Source organism: Klebsiella sp. F11 (assembly GCF_056712265.1).
The window spans coordinates 106905-132584 of sequence record NZ_JBWYFE010000002.1; the positions used below are offsets into that span (position 1 = coordinate 106905).

At 50.6% G+C, this 25680-nt stretch carries 17 protein-coding genes and 12 pseudogenes; 9 read left to right on the top strand and 20 right to left on the bottom strand.

The window, feature by feature from the left end; translation table 11 throughout:
• Positions 1-356 precede the first annotated feature (356 nt).
• A protein-coding gene (locus AC1M2H_RS28370; RefSeq protein WP_480152214.1) for an IS3 family transposase occupies positions 357-1849 on the bottom strand; the annotation gives its coding sequence in 2 pieces (ribosomal slippage) (positions 357-1414 and positions 1414-1849; 1494 coding nt in all).
• 764 nt (positions 1850-2613) lie between these two features.
• Positions 2614-3024, bottom strand: a pseudogene (locus AC1M2H_RS28375) (DDE-type integrase/transposase/recombinase); the annotation flags it as partial.
• A gap of 105 nt (positions 3025-3129) precedes the next feature.
• On the opposite strand from AC1M2H_RS28375, the gene AC1M2H_RS28380 reads away from it, so the two are divergent.
• The 4 genes and pseudogenes from AC1M2H_RS28380 (at position 3130) to AC1M2H_RS28395 (ending at position 5717) form a co-directional block, all read left to right on the top strand.
• On the top strand, positions 3130-4335 hold the full coding sequence (locus tag AC1M2H_RS28380; RefSeq protein ID WP_480152215.1) for an IS256 family transposase: 1206 nt from the start codon (positions 3130-3132) through the stop codon (positions 4333-4335).
• A gap of 50 nt (positions 4336-4385) precedes the next feature.
• Positions 4386-4523: pseudogene (locus AC1M2H_RS28385) on the top strand (IS6 family transposase); the annotation flags it as partial.
• 289 nt (positions 4524-4812) lie between these two features.
• A complete protein-coding gene (locus AC1M2H_RS28390) occupies positions 4813-5430 on the top strand; it encodes an AAA family ATPase (RefSeq protein ID WP_480152216.1) in 618 nt (205 codons plus the stop codon).
• A 56-nt stretch (positions 5431-5486) separates the two neighbouring features.
• Positions 5487-5717: a plasmid partition protein ParG gene (locus AC1M2H_RS28395; protein WP_480152217.1), complete on the top strand. Its 231-nt coding sequence runs from the start codon at positions 5487-5489 to the stop codon at positions 5715-5717.
• Between the two features lie 314 nt (positions 5718-6031).
• On the opposite strand, the pseudogene AC1M2H_RS28400 reads toward AC1M2H_RS28395, so the two are convergent.
• The 3 pseudogenes from AC1M2H_RS28400 to AC1M2H_RS28410 all read right to left on the bottom strand — a co-directional run.
• Positions 6032-6769, bottom strand: a pseudogene (locus AC1M2H_RS28400) (IS91 family transposase); the annotation flags it as partial.
• Between the two features lie 34 nt (positions 6770-6803).
• Positions 6804-8301, bottom strand: a pseudogene (locus tag AC1M2H_RS28405) (IS3 family transposase).
• A 42-nt stretch (positions 8302-8343) separates the two neighbouring features.
• Positions 8344-8592 (bottom strand): annotated as a pseudogene (locus tag AC1M2H_RS28410) (IS110 family transposase); the annotation flags it as partial.
• 59 nt (positions 8593-8651) lie between these two features.
• Here AC1M2H_RS28410 and AC1M2H_RS28415 point away from each other — a divergent pair.
• Positions 8652-9346 (top strand): IS1 family transposase gene (locus AC1M2H_RS28415; RefSeq protein WP_480148370.1). Its coding sequence is split into 2 segments (ribosomal slippage): positions 8652-8898 and positions 8898-9346, totalling 696 coding nucleotides; the frame shifts between segments, so codons are not numbered across the junction.
• A 382-nt stretch (positions 9347-9728) separates the two neighbouring features.
• Here the strand turns inward: AC1M2H_RS28415 and AC1M2H_RS28420 are convergent.
• From AC1M2H_RS28420 to AC1M2H_RS28455, 8 genes and pseudogenes are all read right to left on the bottom strand, one after another.
• Complete coding sequence (locus AC1M2H_RS28420; RefSeq protein ID WP_480152218.1) at positions 9729-10451, bottom strand: hypothetical protein; 723 nt, start codon at positions 10449-10451, stop codon at positions 9729-9731.
• 237 nt (positions 10452-10688) lie between these two features.
• Positions 10689-10930: pseudogene (locus tag AC1M2H_RS28425) on the bottom strand (IS5/IS1182 family transposase); the annotation flags it as partial.
• A 143-nt stretch (positions 10931-11073) separates the two neighbouring features.
• Positions 11074-11778: an IS6 family transposase gene (locus AC1M2H_RS28430; protein ID WP_480152285.1), complete on the bottom strand. Its 705-nt coding sequence runs from the start codon at positions 11776-11778 to the stop codon at positions 11074-11076.
• Positions 11779-11850: 72 nt separating this feature from the next.
• Positions 11851-12351 (bottom strand): annotated as a pseudogene (locus tag AC1M2H_RS28435) (recombinase family protein); the annotation flags it as partial.
• Positions 12332-12604: pseudogene (locus AC1M2H_RS28440) on the bottom strand (transposase); the annotation flags it as partial. The pseudogenes AC1M2H_RS28440 and AC1M2H_RS28435, both read right to left, overlap by 20 nt.
• A gap of 148 nt (positions 12605-12752) precedes the next feature.
• Complete coding sequence (locus AC1M2H_RS28445; RefSeq protein WP_480152219.1) at positions 12753-13967, bottom strand: IS91 family transposase; 1215 nt, start codon at positions 13965-13967, stop codon at positions 12753-12755.
• 62 nt (positions 13968-14029) lie between these two features.
• A pseudogene (locus AC1M2H_RS28450) lies at positions 14030-14209 on the bottom strand (transposase); the annotation flags it as partial.
• 30 nt (positions 14210-14239) lie between these two features.
• Positions 14240-14413 (bottom strand): annotated as a pseudogene (locus tag AC1M2H_RS28455) (transposase); the annotation flags it as partial.
• Between the two features lie 557 nt (positions 14414-14970).
• On the opposite strand from AC1M2H_RS28455, the gene AC1M2H_RS28460 reads away from it, so the two are divergent.
• Complete coding sequence (locus AC1M2H_RS28460; protein ID WP_480152220.1) at positions 14971-15849, top strand: PA3715 family protein; 879 nt, start codon at positions 14971-14973, stop codon at positions 15847-15849.
• Here the strand turns inward: AC1M2H_RS28460 and AC1M2H_RS28465 are convergent.
• From AC1M2H_RS28465 to AC1M2H_RS28480, 4 genes and pseudogenes are all read right to left on the bottom strand, one after another.
• Entirely contained in the window at positions 15846-16037 is a 192-nt protein-coding gene (locus AC1M2H_RS28465; protein ID WP_480152297.1) for a hypothetical protein, read from the bottom strand. The genes AC1M2H_RS28460 and AC1M2H_RS28465 overlap by 4 nt on opposite strands.
• Before the next feature lie 136 nt (positions 16038-16173).
• Positions 16174-16932 (bottom strand): hypothetical protein, encoded by a 759-nt coding sequence (locus AC1M2H_RS28470; RefSeq protein WP_480152221.1) that lies wholly within the window; start codon positions 16930-16932, stop codon positions 16174-16176.
• Between the two features lie 610 nt (positions 16933-17542).
• A pseudogene (locus tag AC1M2H_RS28475) lies at positions 17543-17704 on the bottom strand (IS3 family transposase); the annotation flags it as partial.
• A 60-nt stretch (positions 17705-17764) separates the two neighbouring features.
• Complete coding sequence (locus AC1M2H_RS28480) at positions 17765-19003, bottom strand: IS256 family transposase (protein ID WP_480152222.1); 1239 nt, start codon at positions 19001-19003, stop codon at positions 17765-17767.
• A gap of 358 nt (positions 19004-19361) precedes the next feature.
• Here AC1M2H_RS28480 and AC1M2H_RS28485 point away from each other — a divergent pair, with 358 nt between their 5' ends.
• A complete protein-coding gene (locus AC1M2H_RS28485; RefSeq protein ID WP_480152223.1) occupies positions 19362-19838 on the top strand; it encodes a hypothetical protein in 477 nt (158 codons plus the stop codon).
• A gap of 309 nt (positions 19839-20147) precedes the next feature.
• Here AC1M2H_RS28485 and AC1M2H_RS28490 read toward each other — a convergent pair whose 3' ends face one another.
• From AC1M2H_RS28490 to AC1M2H_RS28500, 3 genes are all read right to left on the bottom strand, one after another.
• Positions 20148-20435: a hypothetical protein gene (locus AC1M2H_RS28490; protein ID WP_016529486.1), complete on the bottom strand. Its 288-nt coding sequence runs from the start codon at positions 20433-20435 to the stop codon at positions 20148-20150.
• An 89-nt stretch (positions 20436-20524) separates the two neighbouring features.
• Positions 20525-21187: a division plane positioning ATPase MipZ gene (locus tag AC1M2H_RS28495; RefSeq protein ID WP_480152286.1), complete on the bottom strand. Its 663-nt coding sequence runs from the start codon at positions 21185-21187 to the stop codon at positions 20525-20527.
• Positions 21188-21953: 766 nt separating this feature from the next.
• A complete protein-coding gene (locus AC1M2H_RS28500) occupies positions 21954-23162 on the bottom strand; it encodes an IS256 family transposase (RefSeq protein ID WP_480152224.1) in 1209 nt (402 codons plus the stop codon).
• A gap of 224 nt (positions 23163-23386) precedes the next feature.
• Between AC1M2H_RS28500 and AC1M2H_RS28505 the strand changes: the two genes are divergently transcribed.
• Together AC1M2H_RS28505 and AC1M2H_RS28510 are read left to right on the top strand one after the other, a co-directional pair.
• Positions 23387-24081 (top strand): IS1 family transposase gene (locus tag AC1M2H_RS28505; RefSeq protein WP_480147915.1). Its coding sequence is split into 2 segments (ribosomal slippage): positions 23387-23633 and positions 23633-24081, totalling 696 coding nucleotides; the frame shifts between segments, so codons are not numbered across the junction.
• A gap of 330 nt (positions 24082-24411) precedes the next feature.
• Positions 24412-25619 (top strand): annotated as a pseudogene (locus AC1M2H_RS28510) (IS3 family transposase).
• Positions 25620-25680: the final 61 nt, after the last annotated feature.

The following is a 25680-nucleotide window of genomic DNA, read 5'->3' on the forward strand; positions in this document are numbered from 1 at the left end:
AACCAATGCACCTTTTGCCGATCTGCTGTCGTTAATGCGACAGACCCCCCCCTGAAGCGGGTGACCACATCAGATACAGTGCTGCACCCGATATTCAGACAGGCCGAGATGCTCCTGTTGGGCAGGTAACAGTCAAATTTAAGGCGCAACAGTTCTTTAATTTTACTCATCCGCGTTCTCAGTCTTGCCATGGCGACACTCCTCCGGAAGATGCGTTATCAGGAGAGAGTGTTGTCCATTGTTTTCAAAGTGAAAAGCGCGGGATTCCGATGACAGGATCACCGATTCCGACAATCCGATCGCGGATTCCGGAGCCAGGATCGGCGCGTGTCAAGGTAGTTGTCGCCTCAGTTAATTCATGCAGCCAGGGTTTCCCGCTCCGGATTTAGCCACACCTCATCCTGTCGGCTCCAGTTGCGCGTTGGCCCAGACCAGCGATGCGGGGTCTGCATTTTTGCTGCTTCATACACCGATTTCCGTTGTGCAAGCAGAGCATGATCTTCACCCCTGTGCCGCTGGCCTGGCGTGACGTAGCGGATGCCGCTGTGCCGGTGTTCTTCGTTGTACCAGCCGACGCGCGCATCTTCCAGCGTCGCGAAGCCCTTATCCGGCCATGCCGGCACGTATTTCAGCGTCCTGAACAGTGACTCTACATGTGCGTTGTCATTGCTCACCCGCGGCCGGCTGTGCGACGGCGTGATCTTTAGTTCTGCAAGCTTCACCTGCAGCACCTGCGACTTCATTGGCGCACCGTTATCTGCATGCAGCACCAGCGGCTCCTGCCAGCAACTCTCGCTCAGCACCGTCCGTTTCAACAGCTCTGCCGCATACTCACCGCTTTCAACCAGGTACACTTCGTAACCCACGATTTTACGGCTGAATACATCTTCTATTAGGTACAGGTAGAACCAGTGGCCCGCCGTCTGCGACTTCAGCCAGGTGATGTCCCATGACCACACCTGTCTGGGGGCTGTCGCCTTCCAGGTCGACAGTGGTTTGCTCTGCGGGGCCTTCTGCCGGCCACGGTGCGTGGTTTCTCCCGCCCGCCGCAGCACCCGGTAGAACGTTGATTCACTGGCGATATAGCGGTTCTCATCAGCCAGCACCGGAACGATTTGCGATGGCGGCAGGCTGGCGAACCGGGGTTCATGGCAGATGGCCAGCACCTGCTTTTCCTCTTCAGCACTGAGCTTGTTTTTCGGGGCTGGCCGTGGCGTCGAGGTTCGCCGATCGTCCGGTATCTGCTGCCAGCGTTGCAGGGTCCGCTCGCTCAGCCCAACGCAGCGAGAGGCTTCACTCAGTCGGGCCCCGCCAGCGACGGCTTCCTGCACTATCGTCATCAACCGTAGCCTGCCGGCAGTGCGCGTCATTCGACCTCGTTTTCTTCGTCGAACAACGCCTTCAGCTTTTTTTCCAGGAGCAACAGCGCTGCAGCTTCGGCAAGCGCTTTATCCTTACGGGCAATTTCACGGTTAAGTTGTTGGTTTTCTTTTCTTAATCGTTTTATTTCGGCTTTTTCTTCTCGCTGACCGGGTTGCATTAACTCGTCCTTCCACTGCTGAATTTTCTCAGGATACAGGCCCTTACGGCGACAGTATTCAGCTACAGCATGGGCAGAAAGCGGGGCCGTTTCAACCAGTACAGCAAAACGCGCTTCCTGAGACCACTCACTGGGAGGTGTTTTCTGTCCGGATACCGGCAGAGTGGAAATACCCGCCTCTGAGCGCCAGTGGTAAAGCGTTTTTATTGGGATCTCCTCCTGGCGTGATAACTGGCTGACTGGTTGATTATGCGGTGGAAGCATTCTGGCGATCACAGCCGCTTTACGCTCAGGTGAATAGATTTTCATTGTCGTCTCCGGCCCCCCCGATTTTTTTCACTCAGAGGCGACAACTACCCTGACATGGGGGGGGATCACGGATTCCGACGGATGGCCAAATCTGGCCGGAACAAATCGGAATTCGTGGTCGAATTAAATCGGAAAGTACGATCGGATTAAATCGGAATCAATGGTCGGTTTGGAGCGGAATACGCATACGTGAAATCTGACGTGCTTACCCCCTTCATTTTTCCCAGATTTTACGTAGCGCATCCGGTCTGAAACCGAGCTGAAAAGTTACTTTTTTGCCCTTGTTAGTGGATGTATCGAACCACTCTCTTCATATTCATATATAGTTAACATATGGAATAAATGTAATTATTCGAAGTGTTAAATTTTGATTGATTTTCAGTCAAATGGATTCCCGATCTCCAAAATCCTGCAAATTTGAATTTATCTTTACGATCGGAGGTCGATTCTTTTTATGGAATGGCTTTTCATTTTTAAAAAGAAAACAATAAGGTTATTATTTGCATGCTATCTGATTCCATGTAAATGGTTCCGTTGTAAAACTATACGGCTTCAATGTTTATGTGACACTGTCACGTTAAAATCAAAAAAAATGAAAAAAATTTGGCAGCTTTGTCGTGCTAAACGAAATGGTCAGGTATTGATATGAAATCATCCAGCGTCAGAGGTATTGGGTTCAGCCCGGATGTGTCAAACTGGCAAAGGTCGAATGCTCCACATTAAACAACTACATTCAACAAATCACCCTGTTCTGGTCAAGTTAATCAGGACACTTTTTTATCAGTCATCTGTTCATAGCGTACCGGGGGGAGTTCTCCGTTAGCACTATGGTTTCTGTCAACGTTGTAGTAGCGGATATACGTCGCCACATCCTGTTTCATGCCCGCCCGCGTCGGCTGAGACACAAGCAGCAGCCACTCATGTTTCAGACTGCCCCAGAAGCGCTCCATTACCGCATTATCCCGGCAGGCGCCAACGTCCCCCATGCTGCTTCTCAGACCGTAGTCACTCAACTGCCGCTGGAAGCGATGGCTGGTATACTGAGAACCCCGATCTGTATGCACTACCAGACCCCGTGGGGGATTGCGCAGGTTGTATGCCTTCATCAGCGCCTGGCAGACCAGTGACGTCGTCATCGTTTTGTCTGCGTGCCAGCCCACTATCCGTCTGGAGTAGGTAGAGTCTTAAGACGTGGTGTAAATTCAGCAGGATGGTGAGAGCCATCGGCTTATCCGGTAAGGTAATGGTTACGAAGACATTATCTTAAAAGGAACAAACCGATGGCTGACAACAGCATGACATTCAGCAATACCCTGATGCAACCCGGCGGTGAGGACTTCCTGCATGAACTCACCGCATTTATGCTCAACCGCATCATGGAAGCCGATGTCACCCAGCGCATCAACGCGGAGCCCCATGAGCGCAGTGATGAGCGTGAGACCTACCGCAACGGCTATCGTGACCGCCAGTACAACACCCGGCTCGGTACGCTGGACCTGCGCATCCCGAAGCTGCGGGAAGGCTCGTACTTCCCGTCCTTCCTCGAGGCCCGCAGGCTGTCGGAGAAGGCGCTCAACGCGGTTATCCAGGAGGCGTGGATAAATGGCGTCTCCACCCGCAAGGTGGACGCCCTGGTCCAGTCGATGGGAATGACCGGCATCTCCCGCAGCCAGGTGTCGTCCATCTGCCGCGGCATCGATGAGCGTGTGCAGGCCTTCCTGCAGCGACCGCCGGAAGGGGAATGGCCCTACCTGTGGCTGGATGCGACCTACGTGAAGGTCCGCAAGAACGGCCGGGTGGTCAGCGTGGCCGTTATAATCGCCTGCGCGGTCAGCCTGGACGGTCGCCGGGAGATTATCGGAATGGGCATCGGTGAGTCAGAAGCGAAAGCGTTCTGGTTAGCCTTCCTGCTGTGTCTGAAAGAGCGCGGCCTTGAGGGCGTAAAGCTGGTTATATCGGACTCGCACAGCGGACTGAAAGCGGCGATACAGCAGGTGTTCACCGCCAGCTGGCAGCGCTGCCGGGTCCACTTCATGCGTAACGTGCTGAGCCGCGTCAGCAGGACCAGCCAGTCAGTGGTGCGCGCGGCGCTGCAACAGGTGTTCGTGCAGACCGATGAGAAAAGCGCCCATGCGACCTGGCGTGAGGTCGCCGGCCAGCTGGAAAAGAGCGCGCCGGCAGTCACGGAGATGATGGACGAGGCGGAAACAGACGTGCTGGTGTACTTCGCCTTCCCGAAAGCGCACCGGGTGAAAATCCACTCCACGAACACGCTGGAGCGTCTGAACAAAGAGGTGAAACGGCGTGCTGATGTGGTGGGCATCTTCCCCAACGAAGAGAGCATCATGCGGCTGCTGGGGGCGGTGCTGACGGAGCAGAACGAGGAATGGCTGTTGCAGAACCGCTACCTGCCACAACACAGCATGGCGGAGATAGACCAGACTGGTGAAACCGAAGTAATCGAAGCGCTGCCGGTCAGCGCATAACAGGCCCATTACCGGACCGGAGAGCTGGAACCGAATTTACACCACCTTGACGGACTCGACCGACGGCTTACGCCAGAATAAAGGGTATTGAAGTGATGCGGGCACTACGCAAAGGACAGGCCTCATCATTTTATTATGGAGATCCCCTGGGCGAGATGCGCCTGGTGAGCAGAGCATTTGAAATATAAGGCCTTTCAATAAAACTACAGGCTACCTTATCGCGAACTTTGCAACAGTGCCCGCAAATGTGAGTTTTCGTTCCACTGAGCTTCAAACCCCTACTACTGGTCATCCCTTCAAATTTTGAGATATCGCAATGTTTTTAATTCCTCATTTGAGTGTTTACTCATTTAGTATATGATTTGAGTAAATGAGTTTTTGCGTGAATGTGTGTTTTTGCTTTTACTCATTGGAGGGGGTGATAAACTCAAAAACTCAGAAGAGTAATTGAGTAAATGCACAAAGGAGTTTTTGAGTATGAAGGTGATTTCTTTTCTTAACCCTAAAGGCGGTTCAGGTAAAACCACTGCAGTTATCAACGTAAGTACAGCAATGGCTCGTGCGGGATACAACATCGCAGTTGTGGATACAGATCCGCAGATGAGCCTGACAACCTGGAGTAAATCAGGGAAGGCTACATTCGATGTGTTTACAGCCGCTTCAGAAAAAGATGTATACGGCATTAGGAAAGATCTTGCTGAATATGATTTCGTCATCGTTGATGGCGCCGGTTCGCTTTCCGTTATTACGTCTGCTGCGGTAATGGTCAGCGATCTGGTTATAATTCCAGTCACTCCTAGCCCACTTGATTTCTCCGCAGCGGGAAGCGTTGTAACTGTCCTGGAAGCACAAGCATATAGCCGTAAAGTTGAATCTCGTTTTCTCATTACCCGAAAGATCGAACAGGCAATCATGCTTAGTGTTCTAAAAGAAAGTATCAGGGACACTGGAGTGAAATCGTTCCGCACGGCTATCACCCAGCGTCAGATTTACGTCAAATCAATCCTTGATGGTGATAGCGTGTTCGAATCTAGTGATGGCGCTGCTAAAGGTGAGATCGAAATTCTTATAAAAGAGATAGTTGGTATTTTTTGAGTAATTGTGATTTTACTCATATACTCAAGTGAGTGATTGGTGATAGGCGTAAATATATGGCACTTGAAAAAGCCCATAGTGGCAGCAAAAAAATGACATTCGGTGAGAACAGGGACCTTGAGAGGGTGGTGACTACGCCAGCCCTGTCTGGAAAAATTAAGCGTGTAAACGTCAATTTTGATGAGGGTAAACACACCAGATTTAAAGCCGCCTGCGTGCGAAATGGAACGTCGATAACGGATGTAATCAATCTGCTTGTAGATGGTTGGCTCAAAGAAAATGAATAACCGTCATTTAAGCAGTGATATACACCGCACTGCTTAAACAGTCAATGCCGGGAAGTACTGCTCACGTCCTCTTCAGGCTGTGGAGCTAGACCAGTTGCATTGAACGTTATGGTGATGATCTTTCTGGGCAGTCCCTGAGGCGTCCGGTTACTGTCTGCTGCTGTTCCCGGTTCATGGTCAGGAAACTCAATCGGCCCTTATTGGGTTTCCTGACCATGAACAATGGCAAGGAAGAACCCCGTATGGTGAGGGCTGTTGCAGAGTAATACTGAAAAATGCCAGTTTTGCCATATTCTTGAGTTAAAAACCATTTTTCAGGCGCACTTATCCAGAGAAGAGGTCTGAAGCCATCGTTTTTTAGACATCCGCTGTAGCCTGTCAGAGAGCATTTTGGTGGCGTGATCGCCCGCCACGGCGCCGGCAAAACGCAGCCGGCCCTTGCACAGGATGCACTGGTACGGGTCGGTGCCCAGGAACGCTTTCATCAGCACTGCGAACCCCGGCTTCTGCGGTTTCTCGCGCGGCGTCATCTCCAGCGCTTCGTAAACCTTCGGCAGCAGCGTGCCGCGTTTACGGTTGGCCAAAAAGCCGTAGTAACGCACCATTTTAAAGTGTCGGGACGGGATGTGGCTGACATAACGCCACAGCATCTCCTCCTGGCTCAGTTTCTGGCGTTTGTGCTGCTGCGTATTGTGGTCGTAGTACTGGTGCACCACCGAGCCGCCGCGGTAATGACGTAACTGCGACGCCGCCACCGGCGGGCGTTTCAGATAGCGGCCCAGGTATTTCACGCTGCGCCAGGCGCTGCGGGTCTTTTTGGCGAAGTGGACCTTCCAGTGGCGCTGATATTGCGCCTGCAGGTAGCGCTTCCACTGCTTCTCGTCGCGGATATGACCCAGGTTGGGCGGCTTGCCGGGATTGATACGGTCGTAGCTGGCACGCAGCAGACGGATAACGGCACCGCGCCAGATGGTTTCAACCTGCTGTTTTTTGAAGAACAGACCGCGCCAGACGCCGTGTCTGGTATCGAGGCCACCGCGGGTGATGGAGACGGCGCGTGTCAAGGTAGTTGTCGCCTCAGTTAATTCATGCAGCCAGGGTTTCCCGCTCCGGATTTAGCCACACCTCATCCTGTCGGCTCCAGTTGCGCGTTGGCCCAGACCAGCGATGCGGGGTCTGCATTTTTGCTGCTTCATACACCGATTTCCGTTGTGCAAGCAGCGCATGATCTTCACCCCTGTGCCGCTGGCCTGGCGTGACGTAGCGGATGCCGCTGTGCCGGTGTTCTTCGTTGTACCAGCCGACGAAGTTTTCCACCCAGGCGCGCTCGCGAAGCCCTTATCCGGCCATGCCGGCACGTATTTCAGCGTCCTGAACAGTGACTCTACATGTACGTTGTCATTGCTCACCCGCGGCCGGCTGTGCGACGGCGTGATCTTTAGTTCTGCAAGCTTCACCTGCAGCACCTGCGACTTCATTGGCGCACCGTTATCTGCATGCAGCACCAGCGGCTCCTGCCAGCAACTCTCGCTCAGCACCGTCCGTTTCAACAGATCTGCCGCATACTCACCGCTTTCAACCAGGTACACTTCGTAACCCACGATTTTACGACTGAATACATCTTCTATCAGGTACAGGTAGAACCAGTGGCCCGCCGTCTGCGACTTCAGCCAGGTGATGTCCCATGACCACACCTGTCTGGGGGCTGTCGCCTTCCAGGTCGACAGTGGTTTGCTCTGCGGGGCCTTCTGCCGGCCACGGTGCGTGGTTTCTCCCGCCCGCCGCAGCACCCGGTAGAACGTTGATTCACTGGCGATATAGCGGTTCTCATCAGCCAGCACCGGAACGATTTGCGATGGCGGCAGGCTGGCGAACCGGGGTTCATGGCAGATGGCCAGCACCTGCTTTTCCTCTTCAGCACTGAGCTTGTTTTTCGGGGCTGGCCGTGGCGTCGAGGTTCGCCGATCGTCCGGTATCTGCTGCCAGCGTTGCAGGGTCCGCTCGCTCAGCCCAACGCAGCGAGAGGCTTCACTCAGTCGGGCCCCGCCAGCGACGGCTTCCTGCACTATCGTCATCAACCGTAGCCTGCCGGCAGTGCGCGTCATTCGACCTCGTTTTCTTCGTCGAACAACGCCTTCAGCTTTTTTTCCAGGAGCAACAGCGCTGCAGCTTCGGCAAGCGCTTTATCCTTACGGGCAATTTCACGGTTAAGTTGTTGGTTTTCTTTTCTTAATCGTTTTATTTCGGCTTTTTCTTCTCGCTGACCGGGTTGCATTAACTCGTCCTTCCACTGCTGAATTTTCTCAGGATACAGGCCCTTACGGCGACAGTATTCAGCTACAGCATGGGCAGAAAGCGGGGCCGTTTCAGCCAGTACAGCAAAACGCGCTTCCTGAGACCACTCACTGGGAGGTGTTTTCTGTCCGGATACCGGCAGAGTGGAAATACCCGCCTCTGAGCGCCAGTGGTAAAGCGTTTTTATTGGGATCTCCTCCTGGCGTGATAACTGGCTGACTGGTTGATTATGCGGTGGAAGCATTCTGGCGATCACAGCCGCTTTACGCTCAGGTGAATAGATTTTCATTGTCGTCTCCGGCCCCCCCGATTTTTTTCACTCAGAGGCGACAACTACCCTGACATGGGGGGTTACTGCTTCGCAAATGGCCTCGGCATCAGCCTCATCATTTTTATTCGTTTCAACATAGGGCTTAACGAACTGAGGTGCCATTAACTTTACATCGTGACCAGGGTTACGCAGCTTACGTGCCCAGTAATGCGCGCCTCCACAGGCCTCCATAACAATGCAGCAGGGAGGAAGATTGACAAAAAACATCAGCATGACATCACGGCTTAGCTGTTTTTTGAGCACTGTTTTTCGGTAATGCCTTCAATCGATAGAAAACCATGATATGCTACTGGTATTTAGGGCTTTCTATGGCTACCGTTACTGTTCATTGTCCTCGTTGCCATTCCGATTCTGTTTATCGCCATGGGCACAGCTGTTCCGGGCACGAGCGCTTTCGTTGCCGGTCATGTCGCCGCGTTTTTCAGCTGGCTTATACCTGTGAAGCCAGAAAACCCGGTGTAAAAGAACAGATAGTTGAACTGGCACACAACGGTGCCGGCGTCCGCGATACCGCCAGAGTTCTTAAGGTCGGTATCAATACCGTCATACGGACATTAAAAAGCTCTCGCCGTCCCGGATAACCGCTTCTCCTGTCGCTCATGCCGATGTGGCACTCATCTGCGAGCTTGATGAGCAGTGGGGCTTTGTTGGCAGTAAAGCCCGGCAGCACTGGCTCTGGTATGCTTACAATACCAAAACGGGTGGCGTACTGGCTTATACTTTCGGCCCACGTACCGATGAGACATGTCGGGAACTGTTGGCCCTGTTGACGCCCTTTAGCATCGGCATGATTACCAGCGATAACTGGGGCAGTTATGCCAGAGAGGTGCCGAAGGAGATACATCTGACTGGTAAAATTTTCACACAGCGCATTGAGCGAAACAATCTGACGCTGCGAACCCGTATCAAGCGGCTGGCACGCAAAACAATATGTTTTTCACGTTCCATCGAATTGCACGAAAAGGTCATCGGTGCCTTCATCGAAAAGTACATGTTCTACTGATTGGAGGCATTACCAACGTGGGCATACCACATCAATCTTTGCCATCAGAAATCCAAAAAGCAAAGCATACTACAACACTAAATTTGAGTCATGACCGCCGAATTTACACCACGTCCTAAGACTCTACCCTCATTCATCGAGAAATACATGTTCTACTAATTGGAGGCATCACCTGTTTTTCCTTGTGCATTAATGCCATGGAGCTGAAATACATTTTTTGCCAAATCGATACCGATAGTTGTAATCTTCATGATGGACGCTCCCGGTTATTAAATGGTCGTGTTTGACGCACTTCCATTTTGGCACACTGATGCCGTTTAAGTTGGGGGCGTCCATTCCATTAGAACTTCACGCCCCCCGTACGCCCGCCGGATTTTCCTGGTTATTTAAATGGATATGCTTCTTTCTTGCTAATCTGAACTGAATGTTTTTCAGTAAACGCTGGCCAGCTGTATGACTTAATGATGAACTTCCACAAGTAAAAATTCTCAGCATCATCTATGATTTTGAGATTGAGTGTGCTCCAGCTTTCATCATGGCAATGTTTATGTTTTGCATAATCTTGTTCTGTAAAGCAAGCTCGAATCATCTCTCTTGATGAAAAAGGGATATTCTCAAATGCTTTTTTATATGTTCCATCATCATTAATCATCATGAAATTCGCAACTTCTTCTTCGCTGCCACCTCCAGAATAACCTGTTGACCACCTGTAAACCAAAGCAACAGCCTGCGTTGTCTTATTCAGAGGATACAATGCCGGATATATAAATGTTTTATCCCTTGATAAATCATCAAATTGTACATTATCATTTTTTTCTTCTTTAGAAAAGTTCCAGCTAGAGGTTTTTATATACTTAACACCTTTTGATTGTATTTTAATTAGTTTAAGCCCTGGAGATATTAAGTAATATGTATTATTAGATTTATTTTCCTTCCATATAACAGAGTCATCTACACATTCATTTTTTAATGAATTACATATATTAGAATGTAGAGCGCTATTTTTCTTCAACGCAATCAATGCAGTAGGTCTTAATGTTTTTTCGGCAATACCAGCCATTGTAGAAAAAGATATAATCGTCATAAATAATATCATATTTTTCATTACGTTACCTTTTAAATTTCTGTCGCCATTTTTAAAATCAATGACTCGTAAAGAAACGTTTTGCTTTTGCTATCGGATGTTGCGTAATGATATCATTTTTTCTTCCGGGTCAAAAGATCTGCAGCCGTCTGATAAAATGGGAGTTACTATTTTTTGCACAACACCCTGTGTGAACCTATCCACGTAATGTGGACACAACCCTATGCGAGTTTCTGGTTTTTAAACTGTTCCGGGCTGAGGCCGCCACAGGCACTGTAATGGAAGGCCGCTTCCGTCTGTCGCCAGAGGGATTTTGGTGCCAAAACCACCGCGAGAGCGACCCAGGCTGTTATCTCCGGTGATATCGGGATGTTTTTTTGCGCGCCGGCGGCACATCTGAGCGCTCGGATATTACTGCCATCCAGCGCCGTCGCTGACCAGTCAACAAGGCCATGAGCGTCAAGAGGTGATAGTAACTTATTGAAAATAATGTTAGTAAGTATCCTCCGGCAGAGCCGGAGGCTTTAGGGTGAGCGCCTCAAAGGCGCTGACAAACCATGGGCCGCCCAGGGCGGCTGCTATAGGTTCAGTGGCACTGTTGCAAAGTTCGCGATAAGGTAGCCTGTAGTTTTATTGAAAGGCCTTATATTTCAAATGCTCTGCTCACCAGGCGCATCTCGCCCAGGGGATCTCCATAATAAAATGATGAGGCCTGTCCTTTGCGTAGTGCCCGCATCACTTCAATACCCTTTATTGTGGCGTAAGCCGTCTTCATGGATTTAAATCCCAGCGTGGCACCGATTATCCTTTTCAGCTTGCCGTGATCGCATTCAATGACGTTATTGCGGTACTTAATCTGTCGGTGTTCAACGTCTGACGGACACCGGCCTTCGCGTTTGAGCAGGGCAAGCGCACGGCCGTAGGTGGGCGCCTTATCCGTGTTGATAAATGGCGGGATCTGCCACTTCTTCACGTTGTTGAGGATTTTACCCAGGAACCGGTATGCAGCTTTACGGTTACGACGCGGGGAGAGATAAAAATCGACGGTGTGCCCCCTGCTGTCTACGGCCCTGTAAAGATAAGCCCACCGGCCATTCACCTTCACGTACGTTTCGTCAATGTGCCACGGGTTCAGATCGGAAGGGTTACGCCAGTACCAGCGCAGCCGTTTTTCCATTTCAGGTGCATAACGCTGAACCCAGCGGTAAATCGTGGAATGATCAACGTTGACACCGCGTTCGGCCATCATCTCCTGCAGTTCACGATAACTGATGCCGTATTTACAGTACCAGCGTACCGCCCACAGGATGATGTCGCGCTGAAAATTCCGGCCTTTGAATGGGTTCATGTGCTGCTCCGTCAGCAAAAAGGTGAAGATGAGTTTATCACCAGCAGATTTTTGCAACAGTGCCGTCTTTACTCTGAGTATGGTTTGCCGGGTAGTATTAAATTCCCGGGCAATGGCGCTGATACTGATCCCGGCTTTAATCCGTGCAATCACCGTGGTTTTCTGCTCTTCATTCAGCACTGAAGGACGTCCAAACCGCTTTCCGGATGCTTTTGCCCGCGCAATACCAGAATGCGTACGCTCTAGCAGCAAATCCCGCTCAAACTCAGCCACGGCTGAAATCACCTGCATTGTCATTTTCCCTGCCGGACTGGTCAGGTCCACGCCACCCAGCGCCAGGCAATGTACCCGAATGTCAGACACTGCAAGTTGTTCGACGGTTTTTCTTATATCCATCGCATTGCGGCCAAGGCGGTCAAGTTTGGTGACAATCAGTACATCACCATTTTCCATGCGATCAAGAAGCCTGATAAATCCCGGTCTTTCGCTGGCCGCGACTGACCCACTGATGTGTTCCTCAATTATTCGCTGGGGTCTGACAAGGTCGAGTCCGTCAAGGTGGTGTAAATTCAGTTGCCGCCTTCCTCTCTGCCATGCTGTGTTGTGGCAGGTAGCGGTTCTGCAGCAGCCATTCCTCGTTCTGCTCCGTCAGCACCGCACCCAGCAGCCGCATGATGCTCTCTTCGTTGGGGAAGATGCCCACTACATCAGCACGACGTTTCACCTCTTTGTTCAGACGCTCCAGCGTGTTCGTGGAGTGGATTTTCACCCGGTGCGCTTTCGGGAAGGCGAAGTACGCCAGCACGTCTGCTTCCGCCTCGTCCATGGTTAGCGATTTGGAAAAGCGTTTTAAAAAATTTAAGACCATGAACAGGGTCGTCAGGAGAGCAGTAATGGCGTGCGGTGGGGGAACTAATGATGAAAAAAACACCTTTTGGCTAATTTTTAACCTGAAATGCGTTTTTCAGACGCACTTATCCTGCAGCCTGTGACAGAAGCCATCGTTTCCGGTCGATACTGTGCAGCCTTTCTGCCACTAACTCCGTGGCGTGTCTGCTCGCCTGCGCGCTGACAAAGCGCAGCCGGTCGCCGCACAGAATGCATTTGTACGGATCCGTGCGCAGGAACGCTTTCATCAGCGCGGCGAAGCCGGGCTTATCCGGTTTATTCCTCGCTTCCATCTCCAGGGCCTCATACACCTTCAGCAGCAGCGTGCCCCGTTTACGGCTGGATAAGAATCCGTAATACCGCACCATTTTAAAATACTTTTCCGGCACGTGGCTGATATAGCGTCCGATCATCTCTTCCTGCGACAGCGTCTGCTGCCGGTGCCGCTGTGTCCGGTGGTCGTAATAGTGATGCACCACGGCGCCGCCGCTGTAATGCCGCAGTTGCGAGGCCGACACCGGCGGACGTTTCAGATACCGGCCCAGGTATTTCACGCACCGCCAGGCACCGTGCGTCTTTTTTGCGAAGTGAACTTTCCAGTACCGCTGCCACTGTGCACGAAGGTAGCGCCGCCAGTGCTCCTCATCCCGGATATGACCGTAACCCGCAAGGCCGCCGGGATTAATCTGCTCATAGTGTTCCCGCAACATCTCAGTGACGGCATTGCGCCAGATTTCCTCCACCTTATCCTTCTTAAAGAAGATATTCTTCCCGACGCCGTGTTTAATATCGAGCCCGCCCCGGGTGACGGAGACGTGGATATGCGGATGCGGGTTCAGCTGGCAACCGTAGGTGTGCAGGGCACAGAAGATGCCGATTTCCAGACCCTGTTTACGGGCATGGCGGAGCATGGCGCGGGTGGCCGCCAGGAAGAGGTGGTTAAGCAGGGGCCAGTTGTGATTAAAAAAGGGCCACAGCAGATGGGGCATGGTCAGGGTGATGTGCTGCCAGTCGCAGTCGGGAAGAATGTGGGTCTGCTGTGCAATCCACTGTTCCGTGGCTTTAAATCCGCAGGAGCTGCAGGCTCTTGAGCCACAGCTCTGGCAGAAGAAACGGGAGTGAGAGCAGTCCGGAGAAGAACAACAGTAACGGCGGACGCCCATGGCGGTGGTGCTGCAGGCGAGCATGCGTTCAACGGAGAGCCGGGTCCACGGGCTGACGGTATCACCGAATTTTTCGAGGAACTTGTTCCAGCCGTCATCAATGGAGAAAAGCAGCTTTGCGGGGCGGGGGATATACATGGTGCAGAGTATAAAACGGGGCAGCGGTCATGAACATCCCCGAAGCTGCGCAGCAGCGCCGCTCACGCCAAAGGCGTGCTATGTTCATCTTCACTAAGCGGACTTTCATGGCGCTGGCGCGCGGCGGCGACCCAACTGCGCAATGTTTTGGCGCTGATCCCCAAAGAAGTTGCGGCACGCGCAATGGAGTAATTTTGCGTCAGCACCAGGGCCACCGTTTCCTTCTTAAATTCTGGCGTAAACTTTCGCTTCTGATTCTATTCGACCACAGCACCGTTGCGGTAGGTCTCACGCTCATCACTGCGCTCATGGGGCTCCGCGTTGATGCGCTGGGTGACATCGGCTTCCATGATGCGGTTGAGCATAAATTCGGTGAGTTCACGCAGAAAGTCCTCACCGCCGGGTTGCATCAGGGTATTGGTGAATGTCATGCTGTTGTCAGCCATCGGTTTGTTCCTTTTGGATAATGTCTTCATAACCATTACCTTACCGGATAAGCCGATGGCTCTCACCATCCTTCCGAATTTACACCACGTCCTAAGACTCTACCCCTGTGTATAGGAATGGCTGATTAAAATCGCTCAATTTATAAGGTTCGTCAGGCGCGGAACTCATCGGGGCGCGGGCATACACAACCCATTCAGACGCCGAATAGATTCATGCAAGCCAACAATATTTTCAGTATCGGTATTGCAAAAACGGGAGTGACCATAGATTCCGTTTTCCAAGCGGACCCCAAATTCAGCTACAGCCTTCCGGTCCGGTAATGGGACTGTTATTCGCTGACTGGCAGCGCTTCGATTACGTTGTCTTCAGCATTCTGGTCTATCTCCGCCATGCTGTGTTGTAGCAGGTAGCGGTTTTGTAGCTGTTACTACTGATGTAGACTATACTCTCCCAAGGTAAAAGGCACTGCTAATGATGACATTGGAGACCAGAGTGGAGATGAGCGTTTTACACCGTCATGGCATAACAATCTTCAGCATAGCCGCGGCCAAATAAAATGAAGTTTCGCCAATTGCAACGTCAGTTATATCACTTAAATGGAAATGTCATTACCTTAATTCTGTTTTTTCTATCAGCATTATTTCTGCCTGCATCAGCAGTTTCTGCTGCGGAACAAAATAATGAATGTGGTGCTGATGCTGAAAAAATAATCAGGCTGGCCTACCCGTCAGCGATTGCCGTGTCAGACAGGACATATGCCATAGCTAAAGGGACGATCATTCTGCCCGTGCCAGAAAACAATGCCATAAATCCATATGAAGTTGTCTGTCGCTATTGGCCAGCAAACCCTGATAAGCTTCTTGTAGCCGTGACTATAATGAGAAAAGAAAGTAGTGATGGCGTTAAAGAAGGTGATCTTGATCTTCTCATCCTCGATAATGGTGTTTCAAAAATATATACGCGGTTGTATCTTTCTGACTTTATAACCGAGGATGCGGTGACTCTCCAACAGATTGCCTTTGATACTGCACCCTATCGACTTGTTTCCGGGCGGATTGCTTTCGGCGTTCGAAAATCTGTCGAACATAATTCCAGTGCGCTTCCATTTTCCCAGACAACGTTACGACTTTACGATCTTATAGCAGACAGGTTGCGCCCCATCACAGACGATATTGTTGTTGAGGAAAGCCACGGGGAATATTCAGATAACTGCTCGGGCGAATATCATCATGTTGTAAGAAAACTGGCTGTCTATTCAGACCGGCACAATAAAGCAGCGGATATTGTCATTACATCGCGGGAAAAAAACTTGATTACGTCCTACAAGGAGGATCGATGTGTGGACGAAGACAGGCAATTAACATCGGCATTTCGGTTGAAATTCGACGGGAAAATATACAATGTACCTGAGGAATTGAAATCTAAAGTTTACTAAATAGCTTTGCTAAATAAGAGGTCTGAAGCCCAATCGTACGAAGAGGTGATGCCTCCAGTAAGTATCCTCCGGCAGAGCCGGAGGATACTTACTTTTTTCAGCAGACGATCGAACTGGTTGAGATCGTCAGGGGTTTTGAGATTTTTGGCCAGTTCGTTAGCTAGGGCCTGCAACTGTTTTTCGTCCATAAATCAACCTGCTTTTGATGTTGGATTGAACATATCAAAATCAGGCAATTACACAAATCTATGTACAGGCTCCCGTAAACCCCCGCCCGCATTGGGCGGGGGTTTACGGGGCGTTTGCTAAGCCACGCTAAGCGGTTCAGGAAGTAGCCTTCTCTATCTGGTGTCTGTCAAACCATAAATCAAGAATACTGTCCGCATTGATTTTGCAACCCGTTCTGATGTCATAGTGGCTGCCGTCCGTCAGGTGAATTCTCAGACAGTCATAGGGTCCGCCCCGGTCTCTAACCTCGTCTTCAGTGTCGAGTTCAAATTCAGTTATCTCTCCGGCCAGCCAGCGGACACTCCAGGGGCCGGCGCTGAAACCCTGAACATCCCCCGCGCACCAGAAGGTGACACGTACGTCGTCAGCAAGCGGGTCAAGGCGTGGTGAAATATGTCCTGCTTCACTGTCTGAGTAATATATATCACAGGGAACCAGGTCCGGCCTAAGTATCTGCCCGGGGACCGGCGGATTTTTCTCCGGAAAACCGGTATGTAACCATGCCAGGTACGCTGAGGTGGAAAATGCAATCCAGCCCTCCCCGTGTCCACCGTCGCCGAAATACAGTTTCACTTCCAGATTGTTTCCCTTCCATTCAAGTAATTTATGCCAATCTGGATTGAGTTCATATGGCGGCTCAGTCTGTACCGGTCTGAGGTGACTAACTATGCCCGCTACTTTTTCCTGGGCCTGCTTTCCGTTAACGCCGGAAAAAGTAAAGCGGATACTTTGCGGTGGATAGGCTTCAAAGGGTTTCTTATTATCATTTTTTCTGGCGTCCTGTATCTCCAGAGGTCCCAGCCTCAGTGTGCCGCTGGCGCCTGCCTGCAGCCAGTCCTGAAGTTGACGGGCCATGGCCTGAGAGTCCAGCCGGACTGAGTACCTTAATTTCAGAACCGGCGGGCGGGTCCACAGCGTGCAGTAACAATTTCGCTCAGCACACAGGACTTTTTTTATGGCGGTCATGGCGATCCCGAAGCGCTGCGACAGAAACGAATACAGGGGGGCATCAGCTGAGTGTGGGGCGGGAATATGCCTCTCATCTCCATTTTTTATACCAAGAGTGAGGTGAAGGTGTGGTCTGTCATGCCGCAGCACTCCAGTCCAGCATTTGCGTATTCCTATGTAACAGATTCCAGCCAGCGGGATAACGCGATCATCCCATTTTAAGGTTTCTGCGTCGAAGGTGAAGGAAATGTAGTGCCGGGCAATAAGAGTCTATCCCAATAAGGTTTTATTCCGGACAATGATGTCGCATGTAAAATGCAGCATCGGCTCATATGTATTAAGGTATTAGCTCAGACTTGGCCTGACAAAGCGCAACGCTACTGAAGTGACAGTTTGATTCTACCCACGTAATGTGTTCTGGCCAATAAATCAGGACACTTTTTTCTCAGTCATTCGCTTATAGCGCACCGGCGACTGAACCGCCCCGGCAATCCTGGAGTGTTTTTAGTCCGGCAACTCAGGCTGCCAGATCCTTATTACCGATGGAAGCGTAATATGCCTGTTCGGCTTCTGCCGGTGGGATATGACCCAGCCTTTCCAGCAACCGGCGATTGTTGTACCAGTCCACCCACGTCAGTGTAGCAAGCTCAACCTCTGATCTGGTTTTCCAGTTTTGACGGTCGAGTCCGTCAAGGTGGTGTAAATTCAGTTACAGTCTTCCGGTCCGGTAATGGGCCCGTTATGCGCTGAGTGGCAGCGCTTCGATTACTTCGGTTTCACCAGTCTGGTCTATCTCCGCCATGCTGTGTTGTGGCAGGTAGCGGTTCTGCAACAGCCATTCTTCGTTCTGCTCCGTCAGCACCGCACCCAGCAGCCGCATGATGCTCTCTTCGTTGGGGAAGATACCCACCACATCAGCACGCCGTTTCACCTCTTTGTTCAGACGCTCCAGTGTGTTCGTAGAGTGGATTTTCACCCGGTGCGCTTTCGGGAAGCCGAAGTACCCCAGCACGTCTGCTTCCGCCTCGTCCATCATCTCCGTGACTGCCGGCGCGCTTTTTTCCAGCTGGCCGGCGACCTCACGCCAGGTCGCATGGGCACTTTTCTCATCGGTCTGCACGAACACCTGTTGCAGCGCCGCGCGCACCACTGACTGGTTCGCCCTGCTGACGCGCCCCATCACATTACGCATGAAGTGGACCCGGCAGCGCTGCCAGCTGGCGGTGAACACCTGCTGTATCGCCGCTTTCAGTCCGCTGTGCGAGTCCGATATAACCAGCTTTACGCCCTCAAGGCCGCGCTCTTTCAGACACAGCAGGAAGGCTAACCAGAACGCTTTCGCTTCTGACTCACCGATGCCCATTCCGATAATCTCCCGGCGACCGTCCAGGCTGACCGCGCAGGCGATTATAACGGCCACGCTGACCACCCGGCCGTTCTTGCGGACCTTCACGTAGGTCGCATCCAGCCACAGGTAGGGCCATTCCCCTTCCGGCGGTCGCTGCAGGTAGGGCCATTCCCCTTCCGGCGGTCGCTGCAGGAAGGCCTGCACACGCTCATCGATGCCGCGGCAGATGGACGACACCTGGCTGCGGGAGATGCCGGTCATTCCCATCGACTGGACCAGGGCGTCCACCTTGCGGGTGGAGACGCCATTTATCCACGCCTCCTGGATAACCGCGTTGAGCGCCTTCTCCGACAGCCTGCGGGCCTCGAGGAAGGACGGGAAGTACGAGCCTTCCCGCAGCTTCGGGATGCGCAGGTCCAGCGTACCGAGCCGGGTGTTGTACTGGCGGTCACGATAGCCGTTGCGGTAGGTCTCACGCTCATCACTGCGCTCATGGGGCTCCGCGTTGATGCGCTGGGTGACATCGGCTTCCATGATGCGGTTGAGCATAAATTCGGTGAGTTCACGCAGAAAGTCCTCACCGCCGGGTTGCATCAGGGTATTGGTGAATGTCATGCTGTTGTCAGCCATCGGTTTGTTCCTTTTGGATAATGTCTTCATACCATTATTACCTTACCGGATAAGCCGATGGCTCTCACCATCCTTCCGAATTTACACCACGTCCTAAGACTCTACCCGATTATGTCGTCCGATAGCACCTTCAATGTAACTGTTTAAGACAGGGATTATTTGAAATGGCGAAGGGATCATATGGCGTACAATCCTATACGGCTGTGTATTTAAAATGTATTGTCATCGTATTTACACTGTAAATATATTGTATTTTATTGCTTTCATGACTACCAAATTTTTGAACAGTGACATCTCGAATTTTTGTTATTCACTTTGTATAAATATCCAGTAATAGTTAACAACACAGGATATAACTATGCAGCTCTTTCATGGCACCAGACAGCGGTTTGAAAAATTTGACGTTTCATTCATGGGGACGGGGGAGGCCGGTGAGATACCCGCTTGCTGGTTTACTGACAATTTTAAAGGTGCGAGGCACCACGCCCTGCGTGTCAATCACAATCCCGGACAGGCGCTTGTTTATCAGTGTGGTCTTAAACCGGGGGCGATTATTGCCGATTACAGCAAACCCCTGACAGAACAACCTGCAGTTTATGACCGTTTGATCGCGGGATTACCTGTGATTATTAGTAGCAACCTCAGTACCGGCAGGGACTGGCACCTACTGAACAGTCCTTATTACGGCAACCATAAAGGCCGGGTGTGGTATCAAGGAATCAGAGGCAAGGGCGACGCAACCATTATTAATCTTTTCAGAAAATGGGCATTCATGGAGTTCATGACTGGGAGCTTCATAATACTGATGCGCATTATCAGGGACCAACGATTGTGATTTTTGATACTGAGGTACTAGAAATTCAGGACATCGTTGAGGTTAATTACTGAGGTTTAATTACCCGGGCAGCAGTCAGGAAAATCAATGGGCTATTGATACATATGAATGGGTAAAACGTATTTACATTGTATTGTTGTAAATACGTTATATGGCCCAGTTGAGTTAATTGAAGTGACAACTAAGGTTCTGATTTATATGGGGTTAACGCATTGATAATGATGCCTTTTATATAAAACGTAGTGTACATACAATGTATTGCACGAGGCAATTAAATAACAACTAACTTACTGTGTACATACATTGTAATTACAACTTTGCAGCTTCCAGTAACCAATGATTTTTGGTGTTTTCATCCATATGCTGCCAGGCAGCAAGAGCCGCTTTTAAAATATCGGTATTTCCCTGCCCAGTTCTGGCCGCATCGGTTTCCATGATGTCAATGAACACAGGGTTAAGCCGATACGTTCTTGATACACTCTTACCACTTTTGGTTGGTCTTTTATCTCCGTCAGCTATGAAGCGAGCCATTTCTTGCGCGGAAGGGGTGTCCGTAGTGGTAGTGGGGATTTTAGGAGTTTTAATTTTAATGGACATGTCATTACCTTGTGAACACGTTAAGAATACAGCGTAAATACATTGATGTAGTTACACTATATTGTCAAGTTGGTATTTACAGTGTATTGCTATATTAATCCAGCCTCGATGGCGTAAAGTTCTATTTGACCTTTTGCTTTACCCAGACTTGGGCCTCGCTGCAGATCGTGTACCCCTGCCCCTTCATTACAAGCGCTCTCAAATACATCAAGTGCTGATAGCCGTGTTTTCAACGGTTGTATCCAGACTTGATCAGAACGGAGTACTTTATCGAGCTCGACAGCATCTTTGACCTTGCTGGCTTTACTGGTTTCAATACGAGTGAACAATACCCAGGGCTGTAATTTGGGGTTAACCGTTTGTACCTTACGAACGCGCTCAGTCAGATCGGTCAGTGTATCCCTCTCAAAACTCGATGAGGGTTTAATGAGAGTAATGAGTATATCAGCTACCGTAAGCGCACTACGAAACTCCTGACTATCGTGACCAGCGCAGTCTGCCAGCAGATAATCATACCTTGGTGCCAGTTTTTTGATTTCTTTACTGATATCACCGTAAGCTTCGTGGATCGGGATAGGGGTAAGTCCATTCTCCTTTCGTCTTTCATTCCAGTTGAACAGATCATTGTTCTTATCCGATTTGAGAATGCCTACAGTACGTCCCTTACTGACTAACATCGATGCAGTGTTCGTCACAGTAGTCGTTTTACCGACGCCACCCTTATCAGAACCAAAAACCGCAGTTTTACCCATATCTGTTCCCTCTGCTTGAAATACCATGTATTTACGCTATGAATACACATGTGTGTTTATGGTGTATGTACAATGTATTCTATATTGTGTGTTTCTGTTGTCAATACATCGTATGTACTAATGTGTATTTACGGTGTAAATACGATGTAAGTGCAATAGCGGCTTTAATGATAGTGAAGCCCCGTAAGCTATTGATACTGCACTAACAGAACTACACTGGTTGCACGCTTAAACGAGCTAACGAATTATCCGCATATTGTTGCGCCAGGGCACACTGGAGCTATCCTCAGAGCGAGAGACGATATCGGTTTGTGTGGTGTAATCGAACAGGGGTGATCAGAATGACAGATTATGCACAGCGTGCTACGTGAAATCTGCAAAGTTTAGTGGAGAAAGGCACTCAGTTTTTAAACTCAGCATCACCTTTACATGACGGCTTTCACAGCTGCGCTTTGGTGGATTCTTCGCCTTGCTGGTAACACATACAGAGAGGGGACTCAACCTCGAATTAACACTGAGATATTTACTGAATCTGTACCGAATCTGACTAGGCCAGGAAGATATTAACAAGAGCATACGGGCAGGGAAGGGCAGACTAAACTGAAAGGGCGAGCGTGTAAATACATCATATGGTAGGGTTTAGAGGTTAATAAGACACAACATATTGATTATCCACAGAAGCTGGGGATAACCATGTTAGTAATAGTCTGAAAGGGTTACAAATAACCCTTTGACCCTGTACATGATTCTGTGTAAATGCCTTTTCTCAGAAGTGACCGTCCAGACGGTCACCGAACTCGATAATAAAGCGGCTCATTGCCATACGCCAGTCCCTCAGCGGCATCGTCCATTTCTGTGATGCCGCCTGGATTGCCAGCCACACCACCTTTTTCACCGCGTCGTCTGTCGGGAATACCTTCCGTTTCTTGATTGCATGCCGGATCACGCTGTTCAGCGACTCGATGGCGTTGGTCGTGTAGATCACCTTGCGGATGTCTGCCGGGTAAGCGAAGAACGTCGTCAGGTTGGTCCAGTTTGCCTGCCAGCTCCGGCTTATCTGCGGGTAGCGGCTGTCCCAGGCACTGGAGAACGCTTCCAAAGCCTGCAAGCCGGCCTCTTCCGTGGCAGCCTGATAGATGGCTTTCAGGTCACGGGTCACTGCTTTGTAGTCCTTCCAGGAGACGAACCGCAGGCTGTTGCGCACCATATGCACGATACACAGCTGAATGCGGGCTTCCGGATACACCGCGTTGATGGCGTCGGGGAAGCCTTTCAGCCCGTCAACACAGGCGATGAGGATATCGTTCAGACCACGGTTTTTCAGCTCTGTCAGCACATTAAGCCAGAACTTCGCACCCTCATTTTCGGCCAGCCACATACCCAGCAGTTCTTTCTGGCCTTCGATATTGATACCCAGTGCCAGGAACACAGATTTGTTGATAACGCGGCTGTCCTGCCGGACTTTCAGGACGATACAGTCAAGATAAACAATGGGATAGACTGCATCCAGTGGACGATTTTGCCATTCGACAACCTGCTCAATGACAGCATCGGTGACCTTTGAGACCAGGGCCGGTGAGACATCCGCGTCATACAGCTCTTTGAACGCGGCGGCGATCTCACGGGTGGTCATCCCTTTGGCGTACAACGATAAAATTTGGTTATCCATCCCGGTGATCCGGGTCTGGTTTTTCTTTACCAGTTGCGGTTCGAAAGAGCCATCGCGATCGCGCGGTGTACGCAGCTCCAGCGGGCCATCGCCAGTGATAACTGTCTTTTGGGTATAGCCGTTGCGGGCGTTGGTCGCCGGTTTGGGCTGATGTTTATCGTAGCCGGGGTGATGGGTCATTTCGGCGTTGAGCGCCGCCTCAACACTGATTTTTTTGAGCAGGCGATCGAACTGGTTGAGATCGTCAGGGGTTTTGAGATTTTTGGCCAGTTCATTAGCCAGAGCCTGCAACTGTTTTTCGTCCATAAATTAACCTGTTTTTGATGTTGGATTGAACATATCAAAATCAGGCAATTACACAAATCTATGTACAGGCTCAACCCTTTATCTTTCTTCATTGGTTTTTTATTTAACAAAGTCTTCTGGGTTGAGTTTCGACTTCACTTCCTTCTCTTTATGCTGGTAAGCGCGCCAGGGTGATGCCTCTAATTAGTTGAATGATGTATAATGCCCGCTTTTGAGGTTTTCTCATGGCCAGCGTTAACGTTCATTGTCCCCGTTGTCAGTCTGCTCAGGTTTATCGCCATGGTCAGAACCCTAAAGGCCGTGACAGATTTCGCTGTCGTGACTGCCACCGCGTGTTTTTACTCACCTATACCTATGAAGCCCGTAAGCCGGGTGTCAAAGAGAAAATTACCGAAATGGCCTTCAACGGTGCCGGTGTCCGGGATACGGCAAGAACGCTAAAAATCGGCATTAACACCGTCATCCGCACTTTAAAAAACTCGCGCCGAAGCGAATAACATCCTCTCCGGTTGCCCATGCAGATGTGGCTCTTATCTGTGAACTCGATGAGCAATGGGGCTTTGTCGGCAGTAAAGCCCGGCAGCACTGGCTCTGGTATGCCTACAACACCAAAACAGGGGGCGTTCTGGCTTATACGTTCGGCCCCCGTAATGATGAGACATGTCAGGCGCTGCTGGCGTTATTGACCCCCTTCAGCATTGGCATGATAACGAGCGACGATTGGGGAAGCTACGCCAGAGAGGTGCCGAAGGAGATACATCTGACTGGTAAAATTTTCACACAGCGCATTGAGCGAAACAATCTGACGCTGCGAACCCGTATCAAGCGGCTGGCACGCAAAACAATATGTTTTTCACGTTCCATCGAATTGCACGAAAAAGTCATCGGCGCATTCATCGAGAAATACATGTTCTACTAATTGGATGCATTACCCGCGCCAGGTAGTCATATACCAAAGGCATATCAGCATGACGCCTACCGTAAGGTATATCCAAAGTGTGAAAAAGCTTATAGTTTCTGTAGCACACAGTGTTGCCTCTACACAATTGTCAGATACCGAGGGTTTAACAAAATATTTCATCAACCCGTAAATAATGAGAGAAATACCGAGACATAATTCAAGAAACATAAACAACCAAGTTAATTTTTTCCTCATAATGATGTAGCCCCCTGAAACACCGGACAGTAGCTGTATCTCCAGATAAGAGATAGGCTTAAATATATGTCTAACAACCATGTTAATTTTGAGATGACCGGGATCCTGTTAGGGCAAGAAGCCCGTAAGCGTAAGACTCCGCAAGAGAAAATTGCCATCATCCAGCAAACAATGGAGCCGGGTATGAATGTCTCCCACGTTGCTCGTCTGCACGGTATTCAGCCCAGTCTGCTGTTTAAATGGAAGAAGCAATATCAGGAAGGTAGCCTCACCGCCGTTGCGGCCGGAGAGGAAGTGGTTCCGGCTTCGGAGCTGGCGACTGCACTCAAACAGGTCCGGGAACTACAGCGTCTCCTGGGTAAGAAGACGATGGAAGTTGAGATCCTCAAAGAAGCGGTGGAGTACGGCCAGTCGCGAAAATGGATAGCGCACGCGCCCTTGTTGCCAAAGGACGGGGAATAGCTCTGGTTAGTCGCACCATGAGCGTGTCGCGTGCGCAGTTATCACTGCGGGTGAGCCGCTCTGCCGACTGGCAGGACAGGCGCAGCAACCGGCGTAATGACGAAGCTGATGCAGAGATACTGTCGGAGATCCTCGGCATCATCAGCGACATGCCCAGCTACGGTTACCGGCGGGTGTGGGGTATCCTGCGTAAGCAACGCCGTGTAGAGGGACTTCCACCGGTGAACGCCAAACGGCTTTACAGGATAATGAGCGAACATAATCTGCTGTTGTTGCGTGATAAACCAGAGCGTCCGAAGCGGGAGCATAAAGGCAAAATCGCGGTAGCGGAAAGCGATATGCGCTGGTGTTCAGACGGCTTCGAGTTCGGTTGTGACAACGGCGAGAAGCTTCGGGTGACGTTCGCACTGGACTGTTGCGACCGGGAGGCCATAGACTGGGCAGCGAGCACGGGAGGCTACGACAGTTCAACGGTACAGGATGTGATGCTGAGGTCAGTGGAAAGGCGCTTCGGTAGCACGCTGCCGGGTAAACCAGTGCAGTGGCTGACAGATAACGGTTCAGCGTACACCGCGCATGAAACGAAGAAGTTCGCGCGAGAACTGAATCTGGAGCCGTGTACAACAGCGGTGAGCAGCCCACAAAGTAACGGCATGGCCGAACGGTTCGTGAAAACGATGAAGGAAGATTACATCGCGTTCATGCCAAAACCAGATGTGGGAACAGCGCTACAGAACCTTGCAGCGGCGTTCAATCACTAGAATGAAAATCACCCGCACAGTGCGCTGGGATATCACTCTCCGAGAGAGTACCGGCGGCAGCGGGCATCGTTAACTTAAGATACAAAAGCTGTCCGGAGATGGCGGGTCAAGATCAATTTTTTCCTCATAACCCCCGTCC

Excerpts from the sequence above, each read along its gene's own strand:
- AC1M2H_RS28470 (WP_480152221.1), bottom strand. The coding sequence starts at position 16,932 with ATGGCCCGTCAACTTCAGGACTGGCTGCAGGCAGGCGCCAGCGGCACA.
- AC1M2H_RS28460 (WP_480152220.1), top strand. The coding sequence starts at position 14,971 with ATGAAGTTTCGCCAATTGCAACGTCAGTTATATCACTTAAATGGAAAT.
- AC1M2H_RS28445 (WP_480152219.1), bottom strand. The coding sequence starts at position 13,967 with ATGTATATCCCCCGCCCCGCAAAGCTGCTTTTCTCCATTGATGACGGC.
- AC1M2H_RS28485 (WP_480152223.1), top strand. The coding sequence starts at position 19,362 with ATGCAGCTCTTTCATGGCACCAGACAGCGGTTTGAAAAATTTGACGTT.
- AC1M2H_RS28430 (WP_480152285.1), bottom strand. The coding sequence starts at position 11,778 with ATGAACCCATTCAAAGGCCGGAATTTTCAGCGCGACATCATCCTGTGG.
- AC1M2H_RS28465 (WP_480152297.1), bottom strand. The coding sequence starts at position 16,037 with ATGGACGAAAAACAGTTGCAGGCCCTAGCTAACGAACTGGCCAAAAAT.
- AC1M2H_RS28380 (WP_480152215.1), top strand. The coding sequence starts at position 3,130 with ATGGCTGACAACAGCATGACATTCAGCAATACCCTGATGCAACCCGGC.
- AC1M2H_RS28390 (WP_480152216.1), top strand. The coding sequence starts at position 4,813 with ATGAAGGTGATTTCTTTTCTTAACCCTAAAGGCGGTTCAGGTAAAACC.
- AC1M2H_RS28395 (WP_480152217.1), top strand. The coding sequence starts at position 5,487 with ATGGCACTTGAAAAAGCCCATAGTGGCAGCAAAAAAATGACATTCGGT.
- AC1M2H_RS28420 (WP_480152218.1), bottom strand. The coding sequence starts at position 10,451 with ATGAAAAATATGATATTATTTATGACGATTATATCTTTTTCTACAATG.
- AC1M2H_RS28495 (WP_480152286.1), bottom strand. The coding sequence starts at position 21,187 with ATGGGTAAAACTGCGGTTTTTGGTTCTGATAAGGGTGGCGTCGGTAAA.
- AC1M2H_RS28480 (WP_480152222.1), bottom strand. The coding sequence starts at position 19,003 with ATGGCTGACAACAGCATGACATTCACCAATACCCTGATGCAACCCGGC.
- AC1M2H_RS28490 (WP_016529486.1), bottom strand. The coding sequence starts at position 20,435 with ATGTCCATTAAAATTAAAACTCCTAAAATCCCCACTACCACTACGGAC.
- AC1M2H_RS28500 (WP_480152224.1), bottom strand. The coding sequence starts at position 23,162 with ATGGACGAAAAACAGTTGCAGGCTCTGGCTAATGAACTGGCCAAAAAT.